Consider the following 22,876-nt stretch of genomic DNA (forward strand, 5'->3'; position numbering starts at 1 on the left):
CTCCAGTTATATCGACATTTTTACAATAAGAAAAATAAGGTCGTTTTATGAAAGCAACAACAGAATTACGGTCTGTTATAGTGGCAGTTCTGTTTGGATTTTTGGTTGTCTGCGTTTTTGTTTCGCATAGCATACATGCGAATTTAGCCAGTGAGCGACATGGGCAAAAAGTGGCGATAGATGAGTCAATGTCAAAGATTGAACTGACAGGCTTAGAGCAGTATGTTGACGCTTTGATTGAACGGGGGATAGCGCAACATACAATACCTGGTGTGACTGTTTCTATTGTTAAAGACGACAAGGTAGTGTTGCTTAAAGGATACGGTTTTAGCGATGTCAGTAGTCAAAAAATGGTGAACCCTCGTACGACTTTGTTTCGCATTGGCTCAATTACAAAAACAATGACCGCGATTGCGGTTATGCAGTTAGTGGAGCAGGGAAAACTCGCATTAGATGTTGATATCAATGAATATCTCACTGAATTTAAAATCCCTGATACCTTCGAAGAGCCTATCACTATTGCCGCTTTATTGAGCCACCGTGCGGGGTTTGAAGAAGCTGATGCTGGTAATTTATTAAGCAGTCAAGCCGAAGAGGTGTTGAGTACATCGCAGTATTTGGTGACCTACATGCCGAGTAGGGTTTGGCCTGTAGGTTACAATATGTCTTATTCGAATTATGGATTTGGTTTATTGGGCTATTTGGTGGAGTTAAAGTCTGGTTTAGATTTGGCCACTTACATGGAGCAACACATTTTTTCTCCGTTAGGTATGCATAACACCACACTACGAGAGCCGCTGGGATCTGAGGCGACATCTATGCAGCGCGCTTTGCAAGCGCACTTAGCAACAGGCTACTTCAAAGACACCGTTGGACGAAATTTAGCGAAACCTTTTGAGTTTATAGGGCATATCGGCGGTGCAGGCGCTGTGTCAGCCACAGCAGAGAATATGGCATTATATATGCGCTCGTTGCTGCAAGAACGACGGGGGCTAATCTCACCGTCTACCGACAGCGTAATGAAACAGAGACTATATGACGATAGAGCGCTTGCTACAGGGGTTGTACATGGCATGTTTGAAGGTAATCTCAGGGGATATAAGTACTACCATCACTCAGGTGCAACGCTGACTTTCTCTGCCAATATGGTTGTCTTTCCTGAAATACAGCTCGGTATTTTTATTGCTAGTAATATGGTGGGGGGCGCTGCTCAGTTAGCGGACTTCTTACCTAGGGCTATTCTTAATAAATACTATAAAAGCCTGCCTATCCAAATAGACGAATCGCCTCAATTGGGCGCATATAATCAATTTATGACAGCGCCAATTGTGAAGCGTAAATTAGAAGAATATACGGGCTCTTGGTTGAGTACGCGTCGTTCATATTCTCAATTAGAAAAAGTGTCGGCTTTAGATAGTTCAGTGATCATTTCACTTGATGCACAAGGTCAGTTGGTGATGCGCCGCTTGGGAAGTCATACTAAATTTGTGCTGAAACGACTCAAAGAAAACGTATTTCAAGCGCAGTCAGAAAAGGGCTCTATATTTTATTTTTATCCTGACAGCTCAGGGGAGATAACGCGTTTTTCAGCAAGTATGTGGTCTGGTGACTATGAGAAAGTAAGCTTGTCCCATAGCCCATTTTTCTTTTATTTTGTTATGGTCCTTGCGTCATTACTGTCTTTGTCCACTCTGTTACTGACGAGTTTTCAAAAGCGTCGAGCTAAAACCCACCATATATTTAAAAAAGTGACGCGTATCGTTGCCGGGTTGCTACTGCTTACTGTGATAGGCTTTATTTTTATGAACTCTGGTCTCGTTTTAGACGAGTATAACTTCCTGATTAATTTCCCGACACTGGAAGTAAAGCTGTTACTTTGCTTGGTGCTGGTTATTGCGCCTTTGACGTTAGTTAAAGTGGTGGGACTCGCATATATTTGGCGACATGAAGAGTCTGGGATGCTATACAAGATCCATTATTCGATGTTTACTTTGAGTTGCTTCAGTTTTCTATATGTGTTCTGGGTATGGAATGCGATAGGTTTTAATTATGTCAATTAAAGCCATACTTTGCGCGATGTTGACGCAAGTTGAACGCTGGGCAAATTAACGTGTGTATACCCACCTACTCAGAGCAATCAACAAAGAGTAAGTGGGTGTTTTTACATGACTATGACGGCAACAAGGTCATCTTGTTATTTGCTTATCTTTTTTAGGTTTAAATCATGAAAGTTATAGGAAAAGTCAGTACTACGACTTATCGCTTTCATTTTGAATCCCGAGATATTCCCTTCAAAATCAACGTCAAAGTTAACAAAGGCATCAGCATTAAGTGTTCTGTCAGTCCATTTGGCGGCAAATCGATTGCCTTGCAGGTGAACCAAGGACCCTCTCAGCGCTTTACCGCGAGAGAATTCAATTAATAACTCTTCGTCAGACACAATGACTTTAACACTACCATACCAGTCATCTTGGTAAGTACCTGCGTATTGACTCAGCGCTAAAGGCGGCTTTGTTGAACTTAATTCGAGTGGCTTCTCGGCCTTATTTTGTTGTTTTAGGTACTCTTTGTAGCGTTTATTACCCTCTATATAAACATCAATGTAATCGGTTGGCTGTTGTTCAATGTAGTGCTCTAATATCGTTGCCGTCAGTCCTTGCGCCGCGCGCGACCACTGATTAGTTAGCGCTATCACGGCGATGTCTTTTTCAGGTAGAAAAGCGATATGAGATGTCATGCCTTGCACAGCACCGCCATGTGACGCATGTAAATGTCCATGGAAGTCTTTTAAACGCCACCCCAGACCATATGCTTGAAAGTGAGTTTGCGCATATTTTTGGTCAATGTAGGAGACTTTTTGCAATGTAACTGGTTTCCACATTTCTTTCTGCTGTTGCTCTGTGATTAATACTTGCCCTTCAGGTAATTTACCTTTGGAGAGGAACATTTGCGCCCACTTGGCCATACCGGTTATGTCGCAATTGATGTGTTCATCGTCTTTGAAAAAGGTAGTTTTTAATTGTCCGTTGACTTCCATGTGAGGTATGGCACGTTTATCTTGTTGCTTAATTCGTTTAGGGCTGGCAACACATCCGGTCATTTTTAAAGGTGAAATCAACGATTTTTCCACGTATTGATCCCAAGGCATTTTAGTGACGACGCGAATCACTTCTTCCGCAACGGTATACATTAAGTTGTTATAGGAATACTCAGATCTAAATGAGCTTGTTGGCTTTAGGTACTTTAATGCGGCAATAATTTCGTCTGGTTGAGCGTGTGCGTCTGGCCATTGCAACAGATCTCCTGCTCCAAGTGGCAAACCAGAGCGGTGGGTTAATAAGTCCCTAATGGTAAATTCTCGGGTGACCCAAGGGTCATACATTTGAAAGTGAGGGAGGTGGTCAATGACTTTGTCATCCCAGCTGAGTTTACCCTCGTCGACTAATAGCGCAAATGCTGCGGTTAAAAATGATTTAGAAATGGAGGCAACTTGAAATAAGGTGTCTGTATCTACAGGTGTATGTGTTTCAATTGATTGAACCCCATGTCCTTTGGCGTACAAGACTTCATTACCGCTCACCACGGCTAAAGCGATACCTGGAATATTGAGTTTACCCATTGCTTTTTCGACCAAGGCATCAATTTGCTTGTGCTCTAGTGTTGAGCCAAAACACGTTGGTGTAAAAAGAAATTGTGAGAAGATAATGCCTGTAAAAATTGAGTTTTTGATATAGTTCATTAATATTCGCCCATTGAAGCAATTTAATCATTAGTAAGGACATTAACAATTACTTCTTATCTTTCTAGTACTTATATGCAAGCGGTAGGGTATTTTCTGCAAGTGGCAGGGAGGTATTATGGTTTTTTCTCAATAAGTGCAAAGCAGTGGTATTTCTCAACCAATACGCTGAAGATTGTACTATTTTTTGTATTTGCTTTGCTTTTTATTTCTTATAAAGTCCATGCTAATAACTTTAATAAGCAATTTATTCAAGAGGTTATGGTTTGTTATGACGATGTTGGTGAATTGACAGCTGCGAATTTTTTTGAGCAAAAGTGTGAGCAAGTATCGTTAGATAAAGTCGAGCCTACCAGCAAATTCATTTGGATAGGTGCATCTTTTGATCTGGATTTACCAGAGTTTATCAATAAACCATTGGGACTGTTCTTTTCTGCCAAAGCATCTGGTGAGTTTTATTTAAATGGGCAGTTAATTGGTAGTAACGGTACTCCTGCACTCACCAAAGAGGGTGAGATAGAAGGGGTGATGGATACGGTTATGTATGTGCCTAAAGAGCTCGTTAAAAAACGACAAAATGAGTGGGTAGTCAAACTCTCTGCACATCATAGTATTCACACAATGAGTGACTTTATTTCGTTAGCGGTTTTTACCCAGTACGAGTCTCCACAAGATATTGTGCTACGTAACTATTTGCCTTCCTTTATTCCTTTAGGGGTTTTGCTCATTGGGTTCGTGTTTTCTTGTGCATTGGCTGCCCTTCAATCAAAACGTCAACGTAATGTTTTATTGCCTATTTTTGCGCTACTTGTTGCACTTCAGTTGTTAGTAGAGGTGTCTAGAGGATTGATATCCTATGAATATTCTTTTCAAGATACGAGACTATTGGCGATTTTATTGTTAAGTATCCTCAGTGGACAGTGTCTGTTGCTTTATACAATACGTAGTTTTGTGAGACAGGGGCGATGGATTTGGCTTGCGATTTCAATGTCACTCACGCTGGTCATCGTATATTTTGGTGCGACAATTGAAGGCAAGACTGTGCTGGCTTTTCAAATACCTGCTGGAATATGTTTATTAATCACTGGGTATGAATCATATCGCAAGCACGCGCTTGCCATTCAACACGCCACTGCTTTCTTTGCTTTCTCCGTGGCCATTGCTGTGAAGCCGAATGCGTTTCTAGATATATATTATTATTATTTTGTGGCTTTTTTGCTGGTGTTTTTGTCTATACAACACGCGGTTGCCTACAAAGTGGAGAAATCACAGAAGTTACTTGCGCAAGCGAACGCTCAGCGGCTGCAGCATGCATTAGATGAATACAAAGAGCAGCAGCAACCCTCAAAAATTAAATTAAACCTTTCAGGCAAGATTGAGTGGGTATCAAGCGACCTAATATGCTTTGTAAAAGGGGCGCGAGATTATGTGGAAATCACGCTTTCAGATGGGAGGTGCCTTCTTCATAATGAGGGGCTTGCGATAATGGAAGATAAATTACCCGCGACTTTCTTGAGAGTTCATCGCTCATATATTGTCAATAAACACTTTATTCAGTCATTAGAAAAGTTGTCTTCAGGTGGTGGTAACCTCTCATTAACTACTGGCGACAGTTTACCTGTGAGCAGGAGAATTATGCCCAAAGTGAAGGTGCAACTTAATTGATAGATGTAACCAGTATTCCAGGTGGTTGAGTTATATTCTTCTGGATTTTTTATTTTTAAATACTATGTAAAGCTGTCATATAAAAATATAGATCAACTATTTTAATTTGATTTAACCAAAATGATTAATGTAGGATCCGTGCGCTAAAAATTTGGATTAATTTTTGGTGCTAGAATGGTTTTAATATTGGAGTAGTATATGAAAATTAAGATGTTATTTTTGCTTGCGAGCTTGTTTTTAACTGGATGTGAATCTGGCCCGACTGAACTTGAGATTGAACAAGCGGTAAATAATTTTGAGTTGAAGCCAGTTTCTGAGGGTAAAGCGCGGGTGTATATATACTATAGAATGTCTAGTCATCAGCTTGGGGATATTGCGTTTAGTCTTTCTCCGGATGGAGACTTTGTCGGCAAAGTTTTTTACGATGAGCACACAACGTTTGAAGTACCAGCAGGCGAAAACACCATTTATTATAGAGGTTTTGGCAAGTCCAATAAGGGAGTTCACCTTGACTCGGAAAAGTTTACTTTTGATGCAGGTAAGACTTATATTTTAAACGTGGTACATGGCTCTATTTTTAATCAATATGCAGATGATGGCCAGAGCTTGATCAGTTCCTTAAACTTAAGAAAAAATCAAAACGCAGCAATATATTACTTGGCCAAAACAGAAGAAGCATCAAGCAGTGAAACATGTTTAAGCGAGAAAAGTGTTAGTCTGTTTAAAGTTGTTTATTGTGGTCAGTGACCGAGTAATTTAAGAGAAGAGAGCTTGGCTGTGGTTTTCTTTTTATGTTGAGTGACCCCATTATTACAATTGCTCAATTATGTATAGCTTTCTCTTTAATTAAGTATGACAGGTCAGCTGGTAATGGAAGGTGCACAGTGGTTTTTAGTCCACTGCGCACACGCACCTTAGGGCTGAGCCTCGTTAAAGTCTTCTAAAACACTTGTGGACATTATCTCTGGGAAATTGAATCTCTTTTAGCTTGGAACAAAGCACGTTTTTCTGGGTCGGATGATTTTTCAACTGCTTTAGCAAGAAACTGCTCGGTTTTTTCTTTATTACCTTGCGTGTTATAAAGCTTAGCTAGTTCAAAGTAGGGCTCTGGTATATAGGGCGTTTCATAAATGATTTCTTCAAGTTGTTTGATCGCCTTTTTATATTGGCCTTTCTCAACCGCTCTTTGAGCCAATTGAATTTTATCAAATGGTGTTGATATATTACTCTCTAGTAGATTTTCTAAGCGACTAACTAGTGAGCTATCAGACTGACTCTTTGCGACTAATAGATAATTTGATAACAAGTTTGGACTAGTAAATTTATTTTCTACTGCATATTGATAAATTGCATTAGCCTGCTCGGTTTGCCCACTGCGACGATGTAATACAGCGGCAATATTGATTAGCTCGGGGTGATAAGGTCGATAGTATAAAGCTCTTTTGAGCAAACTATAGCTTTGATTAAATTGCTCGCTTATCAGTGCATCAACTGCTTTGTTCGCATAATATTTTGAAACAAGGTCTTGGTAGGTCGCGTTGTTTATAAAAAAGCTATCTTGTGCTGGAAAATAATCGACAACGGTACCAGCACGAAGAATGACAAATGCGCCTGGTTGCAATGGTTTTTCTGGTGCTAATAACTTGGTACGAAAGTGATTGGAAATCAAAATGGTATTTTTGTTTTTGCGAAACACAGGCATAGTACCCACTTCAATGAAGGTTGTATCTACCTCGGCTAAGAATGCATAGGCCTGTGTGAGTATTGCCAAAGATATGCAGTTGCCTTCATTTCTTGTTAAAGACTCTTGAGCTGTTAACGTTTCACCATCATAAGTAAAGTTATCTAAGCGATTTTCGAGATATTTAAAGATGGCTTTGTCCGGTCTCACGCCTTGCGCTAGCGCATTGTGATAAAAAGCTAAGAACTTGTCTCTTTCGTATTCCGGTAGGTCAAAGATTTGCTGTTCATCGATTGTTGGCGCATCTTCAAAGGCGTGATTGCTCAAAAGCTCAGTGACTGGAGGTATATCGACAACGACTGAGGTGTTAGTACTTGAGCAAGCCGTTAGCGATAATACAAAGATTAATAAAAGTATGCGATTAATCACGAGAACTCCTTTAAAGTGAATATTTTTAATATATGCCACGAACTAAAGTTTTTATCAACTTATTGCATAATATTAAAATTGAGTTCGCCTTAAATATCGCCACATGTTAAATGTGTGTGCTTTGTGGTTTTTTAAGTGAAATTTGTTATTTTTTTTGGTTTATATTATTAATTTGGTTTTTAAAGAGGGGATATATTGAATAACGCATAAGAATTAGTCAGGGTTATTAATGATGTGAGGGTGAACTTGAGCGTTTGACTTATCTATTTGGCTTTTGCCATTGCGCATCTTGTGGGAAGGTGGTTGAATCATAGCCAAAACAATGTACATGGTGATTCAGCAAGCTATTTGGCAATTCTAGCTGATGATGACAATGTTAAGGATAGCTAGGCATAAATTATGGAAGCAGTCTTTCGAAATCTCAGTCGTGACGATGAAAATAAGATAACTGATGAGCACACTTTTGCAGAGTATGAGTTAGTCATAGGAAACGGATATAAACTGATTGAGTGTGCAAGGAGTATACGTTATGAGGTGTTTACCAAAGAACAAAATATTGCGACAGAGTTAGATCATGATGGCTTAGATGAAGAGTCACTTCATGTACTGGTGAGTAATAAAGAGCAAGCTATTGCTACTGCACGTTTAACTGTGGGGATGGAGCAACAGGCGTCTATGACCAGAGTGGCAGTACTAAAGGCTCACCGTTCTCAAGGTATTGCGACGACGGTAGTAAGCGTATTAATAGAACATGCGAAAACGCTCAACATAGCGTCAATTAACATTCATGCTCATAATTATTTAAGACAATTTTATGAAAAGCTTGGATTTAGGTTTATTGCAGAAGTTGAGGTCGTATGTGGGCATCAATTGATTGAAATGAAAATAAATCTTTGTGCTGATAGTTAGAGTCACTGATTACAAGTCGGAATAAAATATCATCAATATTGAATGATGTTGGATTTTAAACGAACACTTTGGGGTAGAGTGGTGTCGGTTGCGAGTTTATTGGTCCACATCATAGTCTATATACACTTAAATTAAATATTTATTTCTTGAGTGTGAATTTTTGTTTAGTCACCACTGTAAGCTTTTTTATCAAGCTTCTGCTTTCTTCACTTTATTCTTGACAAATACGCTATTTAATTAAAAGATTGGCTATTATTCATATCATTAAAATTATAATTGTGACACCTTCAAATAATTTGATGTCGAAACTGACATCCGTCGTAGAAGCCAAATCATTTCAAAACTTTTTGGTCGCTGTGATATTGTTCAATGCTGTAACATTAGGTCTTGAGACAACTCAGTTTGGCAAAGATAATGCATTGTTATTGCATAAAATAGATACAGTCATCTTACTTATTTTTACCCTCGAATTGTTACTTAAACTGATTGTTTACCGACTTAAATTTTTTAAATCTGGTTGGAACTGCTTCGACTTTATTATCGTTGCGATATCTTGGATCCCTGCTGGTGGAGCACTTTCTGTTTTACGTGCATTTAGGATCCTCAGAGTGTTGCGGTTGTTCTCAATTGTGCCTCAGATGCGAAGAGTAATAGGAGCCTTGGGACATTCATTACCTGGAATGGCATCTGTTATTGGTGTGCTAGGTATCGTTTTTTATGTGTCAGCGGTTTTAACCACGAAATTATTTGGTCAGCATCCAGATCCAAATATGCAAGAGTGGTTTGGTAGTCTGGGTGCATCAGCATATACACTTTTCCAAGTCATGACGCTGGAAAGTTGGTCTATGGGAATAGTGCGACCTACAATGGAGCTATTTCCTGAATCTTGGCTGTTTTTCGTGCCGTTTATCATTATCACCAGCTTTGCGGTATTAAATCTATTCATTGGTATTATTGTCGATGCGATGCAAGTGATGCATGACGAAGAAGTCAAAACAGAGCAAATGTCCGCAACCAAAGAAGACATTGATCGTCTTGAGGCCAAGCTGGATGAATTGTTGAAGCAGAAAAAACACGACTAAGTGTAATTAAGTGGGTTGATGGGTTTAGGCACTCAACTCACTTAATATTTGACCTTAATTATAACAGAACGATCAATTAGATTGCGCCATATAATCTAATGTAAATTCAGTTAAAGCACGGGTGCCCAGCTTAAATGCAGATTCGTCAGCAAAAAAGTAGGGGGAGTGATTACTCGGAGCGTCCTTTGGATGAGTCCCTTTTGGTGTGCCCCCTAAAAACACGAATAAACCTGGCACTTCCATCGCATAAAAGGAAAAGTCTTCTGCACCTGTGACTTTTGGCATTTCAATAAGTCCATTACTCCCGACGACTTTTGCAAGCGAAGGAAGCATTTTGTCTGTTAAGGCGGGGTCATTGACAGTAACAGGGTAACCTTCTTTTATGACTACTTCCGCTTTACTCCCTGAAGCTTGGGCAATATGCTCTGCTGTGTGCTTAATTTTGTCGAAGATTTGCTGTCGATTATCCATATCGAAGTTACGAATAGTGCCCACCATGCTGACTTCCTCTGGGATAATATTATTTCGAACGCCACCCGAGATTTTACCAAACGAAACGATTGCAGGTTCTTTTGTAATATTGATTTGACGACTCACAATATGATTGACGCCAGAAACGACTTGCGCAGCGGCTGCAATGGGATCTGCACCGGCCCACGGAGTTGATCCATGAGTTTGCTCGCCCTTGACAGTGATTTCAAATCGATCTGCACTGGCCATTGTTGGACCACTACGATAGCCTATCTGGCCGACATTGAGTTTAGATGTGATATGTAACCCAAATGCGACATCGGGTTGATACCTTTTAAATATCCCTTCTTTTAACATCAACTCAGCACCGCCTTCTTCTCCATCTGGTGCTCCCTCTTCAGCGGGTTGGAAAACAAACATGACATTACCAGCGAGCTCACTTTGCATGTTTGCAAGTACTTCAGCAGCGCCCATGAGCATCGCAACATGGGTATCGTGACCGCAAGCATGCATGATACCTACATCTACGCCACGGTAATTTGTAGTTTTGGTTGAACTGAAAGGGAGGTTGGTTTTTTCAGTAACCGGTAATGCGTCCATATCAGCTCGTAACATGACGGTAGGTCCAGGCTTTGCGCCTTTTAAAAAGCCCACAACCCCGGTATGAGCCACTTGTGTTTCAACTTGCATACCTAATTTTTTTAGGTGCTGCGCTACCAAGGCTGCTGTACGTACTTCTCTGTTCCCCAGCTCTGGGTTTTGGTGAATATCTCTGCGCCAGTCGATGACTTTAGATTCAACAGTTTGTAATAATTTAATATGATCAGACGAAGCAATTGCATTGTGATTCACGCCAGTGAGTAAAAGTGATACACCGATAGCTTTTTTTATTTTATTCATTTCCTTTCTCGTATGTTAGTTGTTGTTATTCTTCATTAGTAACATAAAAAATCATTAGTACTTTAGAAATGCGATGAGTGATATTTTGCAGTTATTAAAGACTTGAGAATTGGTTCAAGGTTTTGTGTTCGAATAGACAGACAGTGGTCATGAGTTGATCTTTGTTATTGTGCAAATGATCGGTGTTATGGCTGTATTTATGTCAGCTCATGCCACCTGGAATGTTTAATTTTTTCAAGGTTAAGATACTGAATATAAAGCTTATTATTTTACTACTTCCAATGAGTTTGCAACAGGAGAATACTTTCATAAAAAATCAAATAGAAGTCATATGCACGTAAGGTTTTTAGTCGTTGGATCCGCTAATTTGGTAGTGAGATTAATCGATGTCAACGTCAATAAAAGCGTTTGCGAGCCTACAGTAAGGAAAAAAAATGAAGCAACTTTCACATTCAGTCTCTTTTATACTCTTTATTGCTGTGAGCAATACAGTATGTGCTAAAGATACCTTCCCTATCGTGACAGGTCCTTATTTTGGGCAAACCCCTCCAGGAATGACACCCGAAGTGTTTGCACCGGGTATTGTGTCAAAGGAGCACAGGGATTGGACAGGCTGGTTTACTCCAGATATGAAGGAATACTATTTTACTCGGAATAATCGTCAAGCCAGAACCAGTACCAAAATGATGTTCAAACTCGTTGATGGTCAATGGCATGAAAAGGTACTTGATTCTGGTATTGGAGGGTCTATTTCTCCAGATGGAAAAATAATGCATTCAGGGAATTTCTACCGAGAGAGAACTACTCAAGGTTGGTCAGAGCCTAAAAGTCTTGGCAAAGCATTCAGCGATATCCCCATCATGGTGTTGAGCGTTTCTGCAAATGGCACCTATATATTTGATGAACGTGAGGTAACAGGCACAATTCGTTATTCTCGGCTAGTTAATGGTAAGCGGGAGGCGCCGAAAGCCTTTGGGAAGCACATTAACTCAGGTAAATGGACTGCTCACCCATTTGTTGCGCCAGATGAAAGTTACATTATTTGGGATAGTGAACGGGAAGGGGGGTATGGAAAGACGGATCTGTATATTAGCTTTCAAAGTAAAGATGGCATTTGGAGTGAAGCGATTAATTTAGGAGACAAAATCAATACATCTGGACCAGATACTGGCGCGGTGGTTTCTCCTGATGGAAAGTATTTATTCTTCAACAGAAAATTTAGTGAAGATGACTCAGATATCATGTGGGTGGATACGCAGGTTATTGAGCAGTTGAGACCTAAAATATAGTGTCGCCATCATCGCCACATTGTCAACTGGGTTAAAGCTTGGTGGCTGCTCTGCTTGAATCCAGCTGATGAGTATATTTGTGGGTACTAAAAAGGAGATGAGTAGTGCCCTAATACACCAATGCTTACCCGTTTTGTTTTGTTCAAGTTTGTGCCAAGCGCTTGTTAAAGCCCGTATTATTAATGTGTATATACTTAGCTGGTGACTTACCTTTGGTATATTTTTGCCGTACACTGCAATGTTAAGTTCATTACTTATTTTTGCATAAGATGTCATATATGGCGCGGCAAATTGAATACGGTTAGGAGAATCACTTGGCTAAAAAATATTACGTTGTTTGGAAAGGTCGGCAAACAGGGATCTTTGATACATGGTCAAAGTGTCAGGCTTTAGTCGATGGGTTTGCAGGAGCGAAGTTTAAGTCGTTCCCAAGTTTAGCCGAAGCAGAAGCTGCATTTGGCGGAAAAGCAGACTTTAAAGCAAACACCAGCAAGCCGAATAAGACATCTAAGTCTAGCCCGCTTTCACAATCACAAATAGACTCATTGCCATATGATATAAAAATTTTCACCGATGGGGCTTGTGATCCTAACCCTGGTGAGGCTGGAACGGGAATTGCGATTTATCAAAATAATATCCTAACTGAGCTTTGGTATGGCTTCTATCAGCCAGTTGGTACAAATAATACCGCAGAGCTACGCGGTTTAAATCAAGCATTGCACTTAGCTCAGAGCTGGCTGGAAAAGGGGCAGTCAGTAGGCATTTTTTGTGATTCAAAGTACTCGATAGATTGCATTACTGAGTGGGCTAGAGGCTGGCAAAAGAAAGGGTGGGTTAAATCAGGTGGTGAAATTAAAAACTTAGACATTATTAAACCGGCCTTTGAGATATACCAAGAAATTGCCTCAAAAGTTAAGGTGCATCATGTAAATGGACACGTTGGGATCGAAGGTAATGAGTTGGCAGATAGAATGTCAATTATTGCTATTGAAACTCAAAATGAAAATTTAAAACAGTTTGAAGACACGGATGACATTGCATCTATTTTAGCATTGCGAGCGGGCTAATACGCAGTTGTCGGTTATTGTATTGTGCAACAAGTGCACTTTAAAGTTAGTAAAGCAGTCGTGTTATATTGACGTACTAAGGCATATCAAAACAAACAGGGAGAAAGCATATGCAGTTTGGTTTTATATTTATAGTGATATTACTTATTTCGGGTTGTACATCGCAATTATGGCAGTCACCAAGATATAATGAAAAAGTCACAGGCTTTTATGCACAGGAGCAAGCTCGTTTGCTATTAATCACGGGCGAGCAATATAGTTATGTGTTTACAGTCAGTGATGTATTGATCAAATCACTTCAGCTCAGTAGGGAAATGGAACTTATTCCACACTATAGTGTTTTTAAACTGGATGAAGACAACCAAATTAGAGGAACTTTCAAGCTCACTTCGAATAAAACTGAAGACACCAAAGTACTTAAAGAGCAGGGCTTTCCAGTGGATAAATATGGTAATGTTGTACTTGAGTTTGAATTAAAAGGAAAGCGGTATACAGCGCAAGGAGATTACCCTTTTCAAAGGTTGGCTAGCGCGCATTATGTTGTGGTTGAAACCCCAGAGTCAGGAGTATCCACAGCGGGAAAAATAATTGTCACACCACTGACTATCGCAATTGATGCCGCAACTGTAGTGCCTGTGGGTGCTTTTTTTACTGTACTTGGTGTACTAAACAAGACTTAGAATCTACTTGATTGTAGCGTGTTGCTGGTGTCATAAATTAAGGTATTCAAACAAGTATTTAGGGTTTTAAAATGAGTAATAAAAACTTAGTGATCACCTTAGAAGGGGTGCCCGCAGTTGGTAAAAGCACGGTTGCTAAGTTACTTGAGCAAGATCATGGGTATTGTCGAGTTCCCGAAGTGAATGAGTTATTTCCAAATCGCCCATCTCCAGAGCCCGTTCATTGGTATGCATTAAAGCAGTTAGAAAGAAGCCATATCGCAACGCAGAATGAATATAGTCTATTGGATGGAGATATTTTTCAGGTTATATGGCTTAGTTGGATTTATCCCGACAGAGGGTTTATAGATTATCAAACTGCAGCAGAGTTATTCATTGAAAATATTGATTTACTGAGGTTACCATCGTTGTTTGTCTATTTGTATGTCAATGATGATATTCGCTATCAGCGGGAGCTTGAGAGAGAAAAGAGGCGGGGTCATGATCGTCAGCAATCCATTAAAAAGTATCAGAGGTATCAATCAATGAGAGTGCCTCAACAAGCGCTCTTTGAAGCAATCGACAAACAATATCCAGGATGGGTGCTATTTCTCGAGAATAATGACTCTCATTCTAGTGTGAAGAAAATAGTTAAGCGACGGCACAATGCAATCTTGCCATCACCAAAAGAATTTGTTGCTTGGTTGCGAGACTGGCTATCACGACATAACCCGATAACCCCTTAACGTTTACTCACAATATGCTTTATGGCAGTCTGAATATTGAATGGCTGCTTTTACACTTCTTCGTATTCACTCTTTGCAATAGTACGGCACAATCACTTTCTTTTATGCTCATTTCGCGTTTTTTTAAACACTAAGACCTTCGAGCAACTTCAAGGCATGCGTAATGTTTTACATTAGTTTACACCCACTTTTTCTGTAAGTTGTTACATTGACTCCAGTCGCCTAACTGGCAAGTTCAGCCTGTGTAGTCATGAACTTGGTTGTCGCTGTATGACACCAGTAAAGATGCTAGGCAACGAATTATAACAATCATAAAAATTTAAAGACCCAGAGTGGCGCTTTGGTTCTTATAAACAAAGGATGTAGGCATGAGTAAAATACAATCGTTTATCAACGCAGCGTGTTTGGCAATGATCATAGCTGGAGGAGTTAACGCGACGGAAGCATTTCCAGTCTTAGAAGGTGATTGGTTTGGACAGCAAGTACCAGGTTTGACACCTGAGCTATTTGCGCCAGGCACAGTGTCAATGGAAGGTCGTTATGAATTTGGTATATCTTTTTCTCCAGATTTAAAAGAGATGTATTTTACGGCATTAGATGAAATCGAAGGTGTAGATACCAGCCCTAAAATCATGCTTTCAAGTGTAGAAAATGGACGATGGACAAAACCTGAAGAAGCGCGTTTTACCAAAGGGAAGATGGCGTATGAGTTGGTGCCTTATGCAAGCCTAAATGAACCAAGAGTCTATTTTACAGGGCGCACATCTGGCTCAAAAGAATCTGGTATATGGTATGTCTCTCGCGAGGGCGGAAGCTTGAGTGATGCAAAAAGGTTTGAATCGCCATTAAATACAGGGCGTCTCTCTGATTTTAATCAGGGCATAGGTGGCGATATGATTTTTACCAATATGTCAGAGCGGAAAATGTATATTTCGAAAAAGGTAGATGGCCGATTCTTAGATGCTGAGCCGATGGACATTGAGTTTGGGATCCATGGATTTATCTCGCCAAATGAAGACTACTTATTGGTCAATGCTCGAAATCGAGATGATAAGAACAGAAAAGACAGTGATTTATTTGTTTATTTCAAAGAGCAAGACGGCAGCTGGTCTAAACCTATTAATTTAGGAGCTACTGTTAATTCGAAATACTCGGAAACCGTAGCAAGGGTATCGCCAGATGGTAAATATCTTTTCTTTGCTCGTTACAACGAGCCAAATGGTATTTCAAATTTATACTGGGTCAGTACAAAAGTGATTACGCAGTTACAGGGGGCATATTTTGGCACACAGTAGCGCGAGATAAATTTGGGGGAAGTGGTGTCTACTGTATCCTGTAATTTTCGGTTATTTTATTGTGAGGCTCTATTTTTTGCCATTGATGAATGAAGTACCAAAAAGATAGTCGTTGAACTTCGTATCGAAAATGAAATTAAAATGAACCTTATTATAAAGTTAATATCTATACTCCTTGGGTACGCTGTATTTTGGAAATAAGCGTATTTTGAAAACCTTCTCCTCACTGTGTTTACATTAGATTCAAACTGCGCTTTAAGTGTTGGGGCTTCAATGGAAAGCATCCGGTGATTGTTTAGGTGAAATAGTAAAAAATAAAAATAAATCAAGGATATATGGTGTATAAAGTCGTACTTATATTATTAATGCTGTTTCAATTTAATGTTTTTGCAGAATCTGACGTTAGCATAGCGAAAAGTTTTGAATTTAAGTCAAAGTCGCTGCGAGAAAATAGAACCATTGTGGTTTCTTTACCTGATGGGTATGAATCTTCAAATGCGCGTTACCCTGTACTTTATCTTTTAGACGGTGTTCAGAATCTAAAGCATGTCGTGGGTAGCGTTGATGTTTTAACCCGTGTTGGCAGTATTCCGCCAATGATTATTGTAGGTATTAAAAGCAAAAGTCGAATGAAGGACTTCACATCAACAAAGGCGGCTGGTATTGAAGAAAGTGGTGGGGGTCAAGCATTTCTGAATTTTTTGGGGGATGAGCTTATCCCTTATATTGATGGTAAATATAGGACTAATGAATTTCGAGTGTTAGAAGGGCACTCTGTTGCGGGTCTCTTTACGGCATATGCGTTTATGGAATCACCTAATTTATTTGATGCTTACATTGTTATGGGCCCAGCGTTTTGGTGGAACAAAGAAGAGCCTGTAAGAGAAGTTAAATCATTTTTGAGTGCAACACCAAAGTTTGATAAAAAAATCTATTTCGGAGTTGGCAAAGAGGATGGTAATCGACACGCTTTAAAGCGATTTGTAGAAGAAATCAAAGCTGCTGCACCTAGTGAATTAGTATGGAAACATGAAGAGTTTGATGATGAGGGTCATATGTCGGCACCTTTGTTAAACAATTACTTCGCACTGAAGTTTATATTTTCGGATATGAAGTTGCCACAAGAGATCAAGGATAACTTTACGAGTAAAAAGTTTTTAGAGCATGAAGCCGGTATCATGAAAAAATACGGAAGTGCAGCAAGGCAGCCTCAAGAAATTTATGTTCCCTTGGCTATGGAACTTATTAAACATAAAGATTATGCAGGTGCAGTGAACGTGTTTAGACGTAATGCTGAGGCGTACAAGATGAACAAATATCCACAAAACTATGTTTGGTTAGCAGAAGCATTAGAGAAAAACAAAGAGCCTGCTGAAGCACTTAAAGTTTATAAGCAAGCATATGAGTTATCAAAAGAAACTGGCTATGGGGAGCTTGAAAAGCTTGCTAAAAAAATAGCAGGGTTAAAAGCAAAATTATAAAAAAGTAGTCTTGATGTAAATGCGTGGACAGCTCAAGGAAAGCATTGCTTTCCTTGAGCGTATTTGACGTACAACAGGACTTATCCTAGGTGATTAGCGCTTTCTGATACCAGGTACACAGCGGTAGAAATTAGTTTTCGGCATACCAAACCAGCCCATTGCTTTAGAGTCTTGAACTGCATAGAGCTCATACTCAGCGCCTGGCTCTAAAGTAACAGCAATAGAAGTCATACCTTTGAAGCCAGCTTGCTCAGGCTCCTTACTTAAGTTACATTCAAGGTTAAGTACAACCTCGCCTGACATGACTTCACGAGGTTGGCTCCCTTCACCTGTGTAATATATAAAACCATGCTCATCATATTGTACGCCAGGAATTTGTTGTGCGTTATTGTTATCAAAATCGAAGTCAGAGACAGCAACAATTTTAACGACATCTACATGTGCGTAAATAGTTGGATCTGCAACGATAGGCGCATTTAATACTTGATCATATGAATAGATCGTTGCCGTTGTTGCCATTGCTGAAGTAGAAAGGGCTGTTAAAGCAAGTGCTGTAAGTAGTGTTTTCATTTTTTATCCTTATAAAGTTAATTTTACTTAGCGAAGTGCCTGTTGACGGAAAAATAATACCCATGGTTTATTTTAATTTGGTTTATTATTTGTTAAGTAAATATTAATTCTGTTTGTGTTTTTCTATATTTTAATGGTTGTTTTTTAGGAATTTAATATTCAATTGTGTTTTTAGGCAATAATGACATTAGCTGGCTATCAGTTTGAAAAGGCGCAGTGTCCCATGTTACGGCTAGAAGTAATCTAGAGATAATTGTGGGGGGCAAATTATTTGTGGTGATCCCGTTCTTATATTTTGTTATTGGGGAGACAAAGCAGAGTTGCGGGAACTGTTAACTGAATTGAATTATCAATATGTCGGCTTAACAAGCTCACTGAACAACGTTACCATAGCGAAAATTTAAGTATTGCAGCCTCACTGTGAAGCTGGGGTTTGCACAATAATGAGTAGCGTATGCGTAAATCAGATAAAAAACTAGAGAAAGCCATTGTAGCAGCATTGACTGAAGCGTGCGAAGACGCCTTGAAAATATACGAAGGTTTCGAATGGTTAACTCATGTGGTCAACTATCAAACATTTCCGGAGAGCTTTACCATTGTGTGTATTTTTGACAACCAAGATAGCTTATTAAAAGCGCTGAGTGAAAATAAGGGGGAGGCACTTAAAACGGCTATAGAGAGCAAGCTAAATATGCATAATATAAAAATAAAAGGGGTTAAAAAACGTATTTTGTTTGATACAGAGGAGGCCTGTGCTTCAGAGTCTGGAGGAAAATGGGGAAAAAGGCTCGAAGGTATACATCTCGCTCGCCATGTTTAATGAATCTTATTATCTAGATAATACGGTTGGTTACCTTATATTTTTTCGCCTGTATTGATCATTGAGTGTTAGCCAATCATATAAGCGCTCGGCCAAATGGGTAATACTTTAATTGATAAAAACATTGGTATGTTTAATTTGAGTAAAAGCTCTAAATTTTTAAAGTCGCTATTGATAACTGGTTATACCAGTTGTAAGCTATCATGACTTTGTCATCAGATTGTTTACCACTATGCCGTTCATTGTTTGTCGAGAAATCACCATTCACTGTGAGGATAAATACCCCCTTGCTGCAACGGTGTTTTTACCTAAAGGCACTTTAAAAGGGGCGGTTGTCATTGGCCCTGCAACGGGCATCAAACGCCAATTTTATACTGCATTTGCTGAGTTTTTAGCAGGCAGCGGTTATGGTGTGCTTACCTATGATAATAGAGGGATAGGTCAATCTCTACACGGTGAAATTGACAAGCATCCAGCGACATTACAAAGTTGGGGGCAGCAGGATTTACCCGCGGCTATTTCCGCCTTAAAAAGCGAGTTTCAAAATGTGAACTATCATTTAGTAGGGCACAGCGCCGGTGGTCAGCTTATTGGATTGGCACCCAATGCGACAGAGTTATCATCTATGTTCAATTTTGCCAGCTCTTCGGGGCGTTTATTGAATATGAAAGTCAAAGATCAGTTCAAGTCCCATTTCTTTATGAATGTGTTTATTCCTTTTTCAAATTTGGTCTTTGGTCATACTAAGTCACATTGGTTTGGTATGGGGGAGCCATTACCAAAGGCGGTAGCGGCTCAGTGGCGCACCTGGTGTAATGGTTGTGGGTATGTCAAAACGGCTTTCGGAAAAACCATAGATACACACTATTTTAATGAACTCACGTTTCCAAGTATGTGGGTAAATGCGGTGGATGACTTTATCGCCAATCATAAAAATGTCAAAGATATGATAGCCGTTAGTCCGAATTCTGTGTCTGAGACATTAACGTTAGTACCAAAAGAGTATGGGCTGAAAGAAATTGGCCATATGAAGTTCTTCAGTCGAAAATCCAGTGTGTTATGGCAAATCTGCTTAGATTGGCTTGATAATTACGCCAAAGATAAATCAGTTAATCTAAACTAAAAATTGATTTATTTATCATCATCAGTTTTATTTTTATATAGAATAAATAACAGGTATTTAGAGCATTTAATCGTTAATTTTTCATATGAATAAAATCAAAGCCACTCTCGTTTATTGTCTTTTTGCGCTCATAACGATGAGCCTTGGCCTCTTTTCTAGAGCAGATATTATTGAATTTCCGACTTGGGTTAGTCTTTATTTAGGCGATTTTTTATGGGCATTAATGGTTTTTTGGCTAATATGCGCGGTCAGACCAAATATGTGCCCTCGGCAAGTATTTGTTGTCGCGTGCTTGTTTTGTTTTTCGGTTGAATTTTCCCAGTTGTATCAAGCCGGTTGGCTCAATTCGATTCGACAAACGTGGCTGGGCGCACTGGTGCTAGGTTTCGGTTTCAAGTTCAGTGACCTAGTTGCTTATTCATTGGGTAATGCTTTGGGTGCTTATGTAAAATATAGGCTGCGTGGTATAAGTGAGAGTGAGATTGTTTTGAAATAGCGAGTAGCCACAGTTTATCAAACGAGTTGTGTATTAATGAGCATACGAGTCAATCTATACATTCAATAACTTTCATTAATATGAGTGCATTTTTCAAAGGTAAACTGTGTATACTCTACTTATATTTTAAATACACAAATTTGTTGTAACACGATTTGTTTAATCACAAAATAGAGGCTATTAGTGGACTTATCACCTGTAATGGATGGATTGATACTGCTTTTGAGTGGATTGATCATTTTACTCTTTGCTTTTGGGAAATTGTTTCCCGATGTGCTTAAACATGAAAAATGGCATGGCTTGGCAATGCCACTGCGTATTATCGGGGGAGCTATTTCAATTATCAGTGTTTTATCTTTTTTTTAAACGCTTTATCAATTCACTAGTATTTCTAATACTTTGCAATGGCACCAAAAAGTTTATTACCCTATGGGTAATCTAACGTCTATCGAATTTCAGCTATTTAAGGCTTACTATCAATAACCTCTCACAGTCAAAATATAGAGTCACCAATTGTCAATATGCACTCTTTGCTTAGTATTTTTTTCTTAAATCTAACACACGGTGTGTTTGCCATGCCTAGAATCCGGATAACATTGAACTCTAAGCGAATGACGGTGAAATTAAAGGAACGACTTTATTATTTTGTATATATAAACAATGGTATGATTATCGGGCCAGCTGCATCCCAAGTAGCGTCGAGATATACCAGTTAATCGAGGCATTACATCTCAACAAGTCATTTAAAAAGTTCTATATAGGAATTGAACATGAGACGAGTCGATTACTCCACTTACTCAATTGAAGAATTGTTGGAGGTCAAACAAAACATAGATCCGACTTCAGAAAATTACCCAGCATTGGTTGATCAACTCGAAAAAAGTGAAGGGGAGATCTCTGTATCTGATGGGAATAGCCGAGAATCGCATTTTAATTTAGCCATGAATAGAGTGAAAGCGATTGGCTATCTGCAACTGGCAGCCGCTGCTATTATCCCGACCATGATATTTATGTCGGGTGATGTTTCTATAGGTACAGCAGTGATTACAATTCTATTAACATTACTTAACCTTGTTGCTGGTTACACAGCAGTCAGTGCATTAACTCGTTTTTATTGGATCTCTATATTAAATCAGTCTTTGCAAGTGGTCAGTTTTGGTATCGGTGATACTGTTTTGAACTATTCAGGTTTGGGAGGCATTAATCTAAAGGTCACGCTGGCAGAGGTGTCTTCTTTTGGTTTTGCTATTCAGTTTAACCCAGGATTTTCTTATGTTGAGTACACAGGGCAAATTGCTGAGCAGTTCATCATCATTGACGTGTTAGGTATTATTTTTATTGGCGCACTAGTGACCACAGGTTTTTGGAAACAGTAGTCAAATTTCTTGACCCTCACGTTACGTGATAGTTAATCATGGTCTTGCCTTTTAACAGTACACAATGGATTCTGAGTTGAATAAAAGAAAACGTTTTAGCGTAAGCCAATTGAGTGAATTGGCAGGGGTCAGTGTTCGTACATTACATCATTACGACAAAATAGGTTTATTGAAGCCTCTTAGAGGTGTTAATGGTTATCGCGAGTACACCTCGACGCACTTAATGCGCTTGCAACAAATTATAGTGTATAGGGAGCTTGAGTTTAGTCTTGAAGATATACACAACATCCTCAACGCCACGGATTTTGATTTATTGCAAACCCTCAAAGACCAGAAAAGTATGCTGTTGAAAAGGCAGGAAAAAACACAGTTAATTATCAATAGCCTGGAGAATTCAATGAGTATATTAAATGGTCAAACTAATTTGGATATTTTATTTAAGGATTTACCTCTAGAGAAAGTAGAGCGCTGGAAAGATATGATGGCTCAGAGTACAGAGGTGGGATCTTTGGATGAGTATTATTTATCTTTACAACATTTGGGTCGTGAGGATACAGGGCTTGAGCAGAAAAATTTTGAACAGTGGGTATCAAGTTATAAATTATCACTAAACTCCCCCATAGACAGCAAAGAGGTGCAATCCTTTATTGAGCAGCATTACGTCATGACCAATCGCATTCTAAATAAAACAAAAGAGAAAGATGCTGAGTTTGAAGGAATGAGCTATGAAGGCTATTTAGCGTTTGCCGACGCAGTATTAACCGATCCTATTTCTTGGGAAATGTATGAACATTATGGTCAAGGGATAGCAAGCCATCTTCACGAGTCGATGATTTACTTTGCTGAAAATACGTTAAAAGAAAACGTTGATAAATATAGGAAACTTGGACTTGAGTAAACCTAACGAAGACTAATAATTATTATAACGCACTACTTAAGGGCCAAGCATTGGCCTTTTTTAATCTCAGAATTCGTAACTGACTTTGTTCTATATTTACCTTGATATTGTCATTCACTTTCAGTATTGCATGGTTTTGCGCTTGTGAGTGGGGTGTAATCGATTTGAAACATAGGTGTG

21 protein-coding genes are annotated in these 22,876 nt (G+C 39.2%); 17 read left to right on the forward strand and 4 right to left on the reverse strand.

What is annotated here, in order from left to right; all coding sequences use genetic code 11:
- Positions 1 to 47 precede the first annotated feature (47 nt).
- A complete protein-coding gene (locus N473_RS02010; protein WP_063366500.1) occupies positions 48 to 2,060 on the forward strand; it encodes a serine hydrolase domain-containing protein in 2,013 nt (670 codons plus the stop codon).
- Between the two features lie 134 nt (positions 2,061 to 2,194).
- Here N473_RS02010 and N473_RS02015 read toward each other — a convergent pair whose 3' ends face one another.
- Positions 2,195 to 3,739 carry a serine hydrolase gene (locus N473_RS02015; protein WP_081220896.1) on the reverse strand — a complete coding sequence of 515 codons (1,545 nt, stop codon included), beginning with the start codon at positions 3,737 to 3,739 and terminating at the stop codon, positions 2,195 to 2,197.
- 102 nt (positions 3,740 to 3,841) lie between these two features.
- Between N473_RS02015 and N473_RS02020 the strand changes: the two genes are divergently transcribed.
- Together N473_RS02020 and N473_RS02025 are read left to right on the forward strand one after the other, a co-directional pair.
- Positions 3,842 to 5,404 (forward strand): LytR/AlgR family response regulator transcription factor, encoded by a 1,563-nt coding sequence (locus N473_RS02020; RefSeq protein WP_196766356.1) that lies wholly within the window; start codon positions 3,842 to 3,844, stop codon positions 5,402 to 5,404.
- A 198-nt stretch (positions 5,405 to 5,602) separates the two neighbouring features.
- The gene (locus N473_RS02025) at positions 5,603 to 6,151 is read left to right on the forward strand and encodes a hypothetical protein (RefSeq protein ID WP_063366502.1); all 549 of its coding nucleotides are present in this window, start codon (positions 5,603 to 5,605) and stop codon (positions 6,149 to 6,151) included.
- 211 nt (positions 6,152 to 6,362) lie between these two features.
- On the opposite strand, the gene N473_RS02030 is transcribed toward N473_RS02025, so the two are convergent.
- Positions 6,363 to 7,514, reverse strand: coding sequence for a tetratricopeptide repeat protein (locus N473_RS02030; protein WP_063366503.1), 1,152 nt, complete (start codon positions 7,512 to 7,514; stop codon positions 6,363 to 6,365).
- A gap of 399 nt (positions 7,515 to 7,913) precedes the next feature.
- On the opposite strand from N473_RS02030, the gene N473_RS02035 reads away from it, so the two are divergent.
- The gene (locus tag N473_RS02035; protein WP_081220897.1) at positions 7,914 to 8,423 is read left to right on the forward strand and encodes a GNAT family N-acetyltransferase; all 510 of its coding nucleotides are present in this window, start codon (positions 7,914 to 7,916) and stop codon (positions 8,421 to 8,423) included.
- Between the two features lie 299 nt (positions 8,424 to 8,722).
- The gene (locus N473_RS02040) at positions 8,723 to 9,505 is read left to right on the forward strand and encodes an ion transporter (RefSeq protein ID WP_063366673.1); all 783 of its coding nucleotides are present in this window, start codon (positions 8,723 to 8,725) and stop codon (positions 9,503 to 9,505) included.
- Between the two features lie 72 nt (positions 9,506 to 9,577).
- On the opposite strand, the gene N473_RS02045 is transcribed toward N473_RS02040, so the two are convergent.
- Positions 9,578 to 10,876 (reverse strand): amidohydrolase, encoded by a 1,299-nt coding sequence (locus N473_RS02045; RefSeq protein ID WP_063366504.1) that lies wholly within the window; start codon positions 10,874 to 10,876, stop codon positions 9,578 to 9,580.
- Positions 10,877 to 11,310: 434 nt separating this feature from the next.
- Between N473_RS02045 and N473_RS02050 the strand changes: the two genes are divergently transcribed.
- The 6 genes from N473_RS02050 to N473_RS02075 all read left to right on the forward strand — a co-directional run bounded on the left by N473_RS02050 (position 11,311) and on the right by N473_RS02075 (position 17,413).
- The gene (locus tag N473_RS02050) at positions 11,311 to 12,165 is read left to right on the forward strand and encodes a PD40 domain-containing protein (protein ID WP_063366505.1); all 855 of its coding nucleotides are present in this window, start codon (positions 11,311 to 11,313) and stop codon (positions 12,163 to 12,165) included.
- A 314-nt stretch (positions 12,166 to 12,479) separates the two neighbouring features.
- Positions 12,480 to 13,232 (forward strand): ribonuclease H family protein, encoded by a 753-nt coding sequence (locus N473_RS02055; RefSeq protein WP_063366506.1) that lies wholly within the window; start codon positions 12,480 to 12,482, stop codon positions 13,230 to 13,232.
- A gap of 110 nt (positions 13,233 to 13,342) precedes the next feature.
- Complete coding sequence (locus tag N473_RS02060) at positions 13,343 to 13,912, forward strand: hypothetical protein (protein WP_063366507.1); 570 nt, start codon at positions 13,343 to 13,345, stop codon at positions 13,910 to 13,912.
- 71 nt (positions 13,913 to 13,983) lie between these two features.
- On the forward strand, positions 13,984 to 14,637 hold the full coding sequence (locus tag N473_RS02065) for an AAA family ATPase (protein WP_063366508.1): 654 nt from the start codon (positions 13,984 to 13,986) through the stop codon (positions 14,635 to 14,637).
- Positions 14,638 to 15,005: 368 nt separating this feature from the next.
- Positions 15,006 to 15,932, forward strand: coding sequence for a PD40 domain-containing protein (locus N473_RS02070; RefSeq protein ID WP_063366509.1), 927 nt, complete (start codon positions 15,006 to 15,008; stop codon positions 15,930 to 15,932).
- Between the two features lie 365 nt (positions 15,933 to 16,297).
- A complete protein-coding gene (locus N473_RS02075; RefSeq protein ID WP_231099511.1) occupies positions 16,298 to 17,413 on the forward strand; it encodes an alpha/beta hydrolase-fold protein in 1,116 nt (371 codons plus the stop codon).
- A 93-nt stretch (positions 17,414 to 17,506) separates the two neighbouring features.
- Here N473_RS02075 and N473_RS02080 read toward each other — a convergent pair whose 3' ends face one another.
- Positions 17,507 to 17,983 (reverse strand): hypothetical protein, encoded by a 477-nt coding sequence (locus N473_RS02080; RefSeq protein ID WP_063366511.1) that lies wholly within the window; start codon positions 17,981 to 17,983, stop codon positions 17,507 to 17,509.
- A gap of 454 nt (positions 17,984 to 18,437) precedes the next feature.
- Between N473_RS02080 and N473_RS02085 the strand changes: the two genes are divergently transcribed.
- From N473_RS02085 to N473_RS02110, 6 genes are all read left to right on the forward strand, one after another.
- Positions 18,438 to 18,803, forward strand: a complete 366-nt coding sequence (locus N473_RS02085; protein WP_063366512.1) for a hypothetical protein — start codon at positions 18,438 to 18,440, stop codon at positions 18,801 to 18,803.
- A 232-nt stretch (positions 18,804 to 19,035) separates the two neighbouring features.
- Entirely contained in the window at positions 19,036 to 19,926 is an 891-nt protein-coding gene (locus N473_RS02090; protein WP_063366513.1) for an alpha/beta fold hydrolase, read from the forward strand.
- A 136-nt stretch (positions 19,927 to 20,062) separates the two neighbouring features.
- Positions 20,063 to 20,422, forward strand: coding sequence for a DUF2809 domain-containing protein (locus N473_RS26955; protein WP_419555130.1), 360 nt, complete (start codon positions 20,063 to 20,065; stop codon positions 20,420 to 20,422).
- Positions 20,423 to 20,605: 183 nt separating this feature from the next.
- The gene (locus N473_RS02100) at positions 20,606 to 20,788 is read left to right on the forward strand and encodes a hypothetical protein (RefSeq protein WP_063366515.1); all 183 of its coding nucleotides are present in this window, start codon (positions 20,606 to 20,608) and stop codon (positions 20,786 to 20,788) included.
- A gap of 404 nt (positions 20,789 to 21,192) precedes the next feature.
- Positions 21,193 to 21,798 carry a hypothetical protein gene (locus N473_RS02105; RefSeq protein ID WP_063366516.1) on the forward strand — a complete coding sequence of 202 codons (606 nt, stop codon included), beginning with the start codon at positions 21,193 to 21,195 and terminating at the stop codon, positions 21,796 to 21,798.
- 76 nt (positions 21,799 to 21,874) lie between these two features.
- The gene (locus N473_RS02110) at positions 21,875 to 22,696 is read left to right on the forward strand and encodes a MerR family transcriptional regulator (protein ID WP_196766357.1); all 822 of its coding nucleotides are present in this window, start codon (positions 21,875 to 21,877) and stop codon (positions 22,694 to 22,696) included.
- Positions 22,697 to 22,876: the final 180 nt, after the last annotated feature.

The organism is Pseudoalteromonas luteoviolacea CPMOR-1 (genome assembly GCF_001625685.1).
Lineage (GTDB): Bacteria > Pseudomonadota > Gammaproteobacteria > Enterobacterales > Alteromonadaceae > Pseudoalteromonas > Pseudoalteromonas luteoviolacea_K.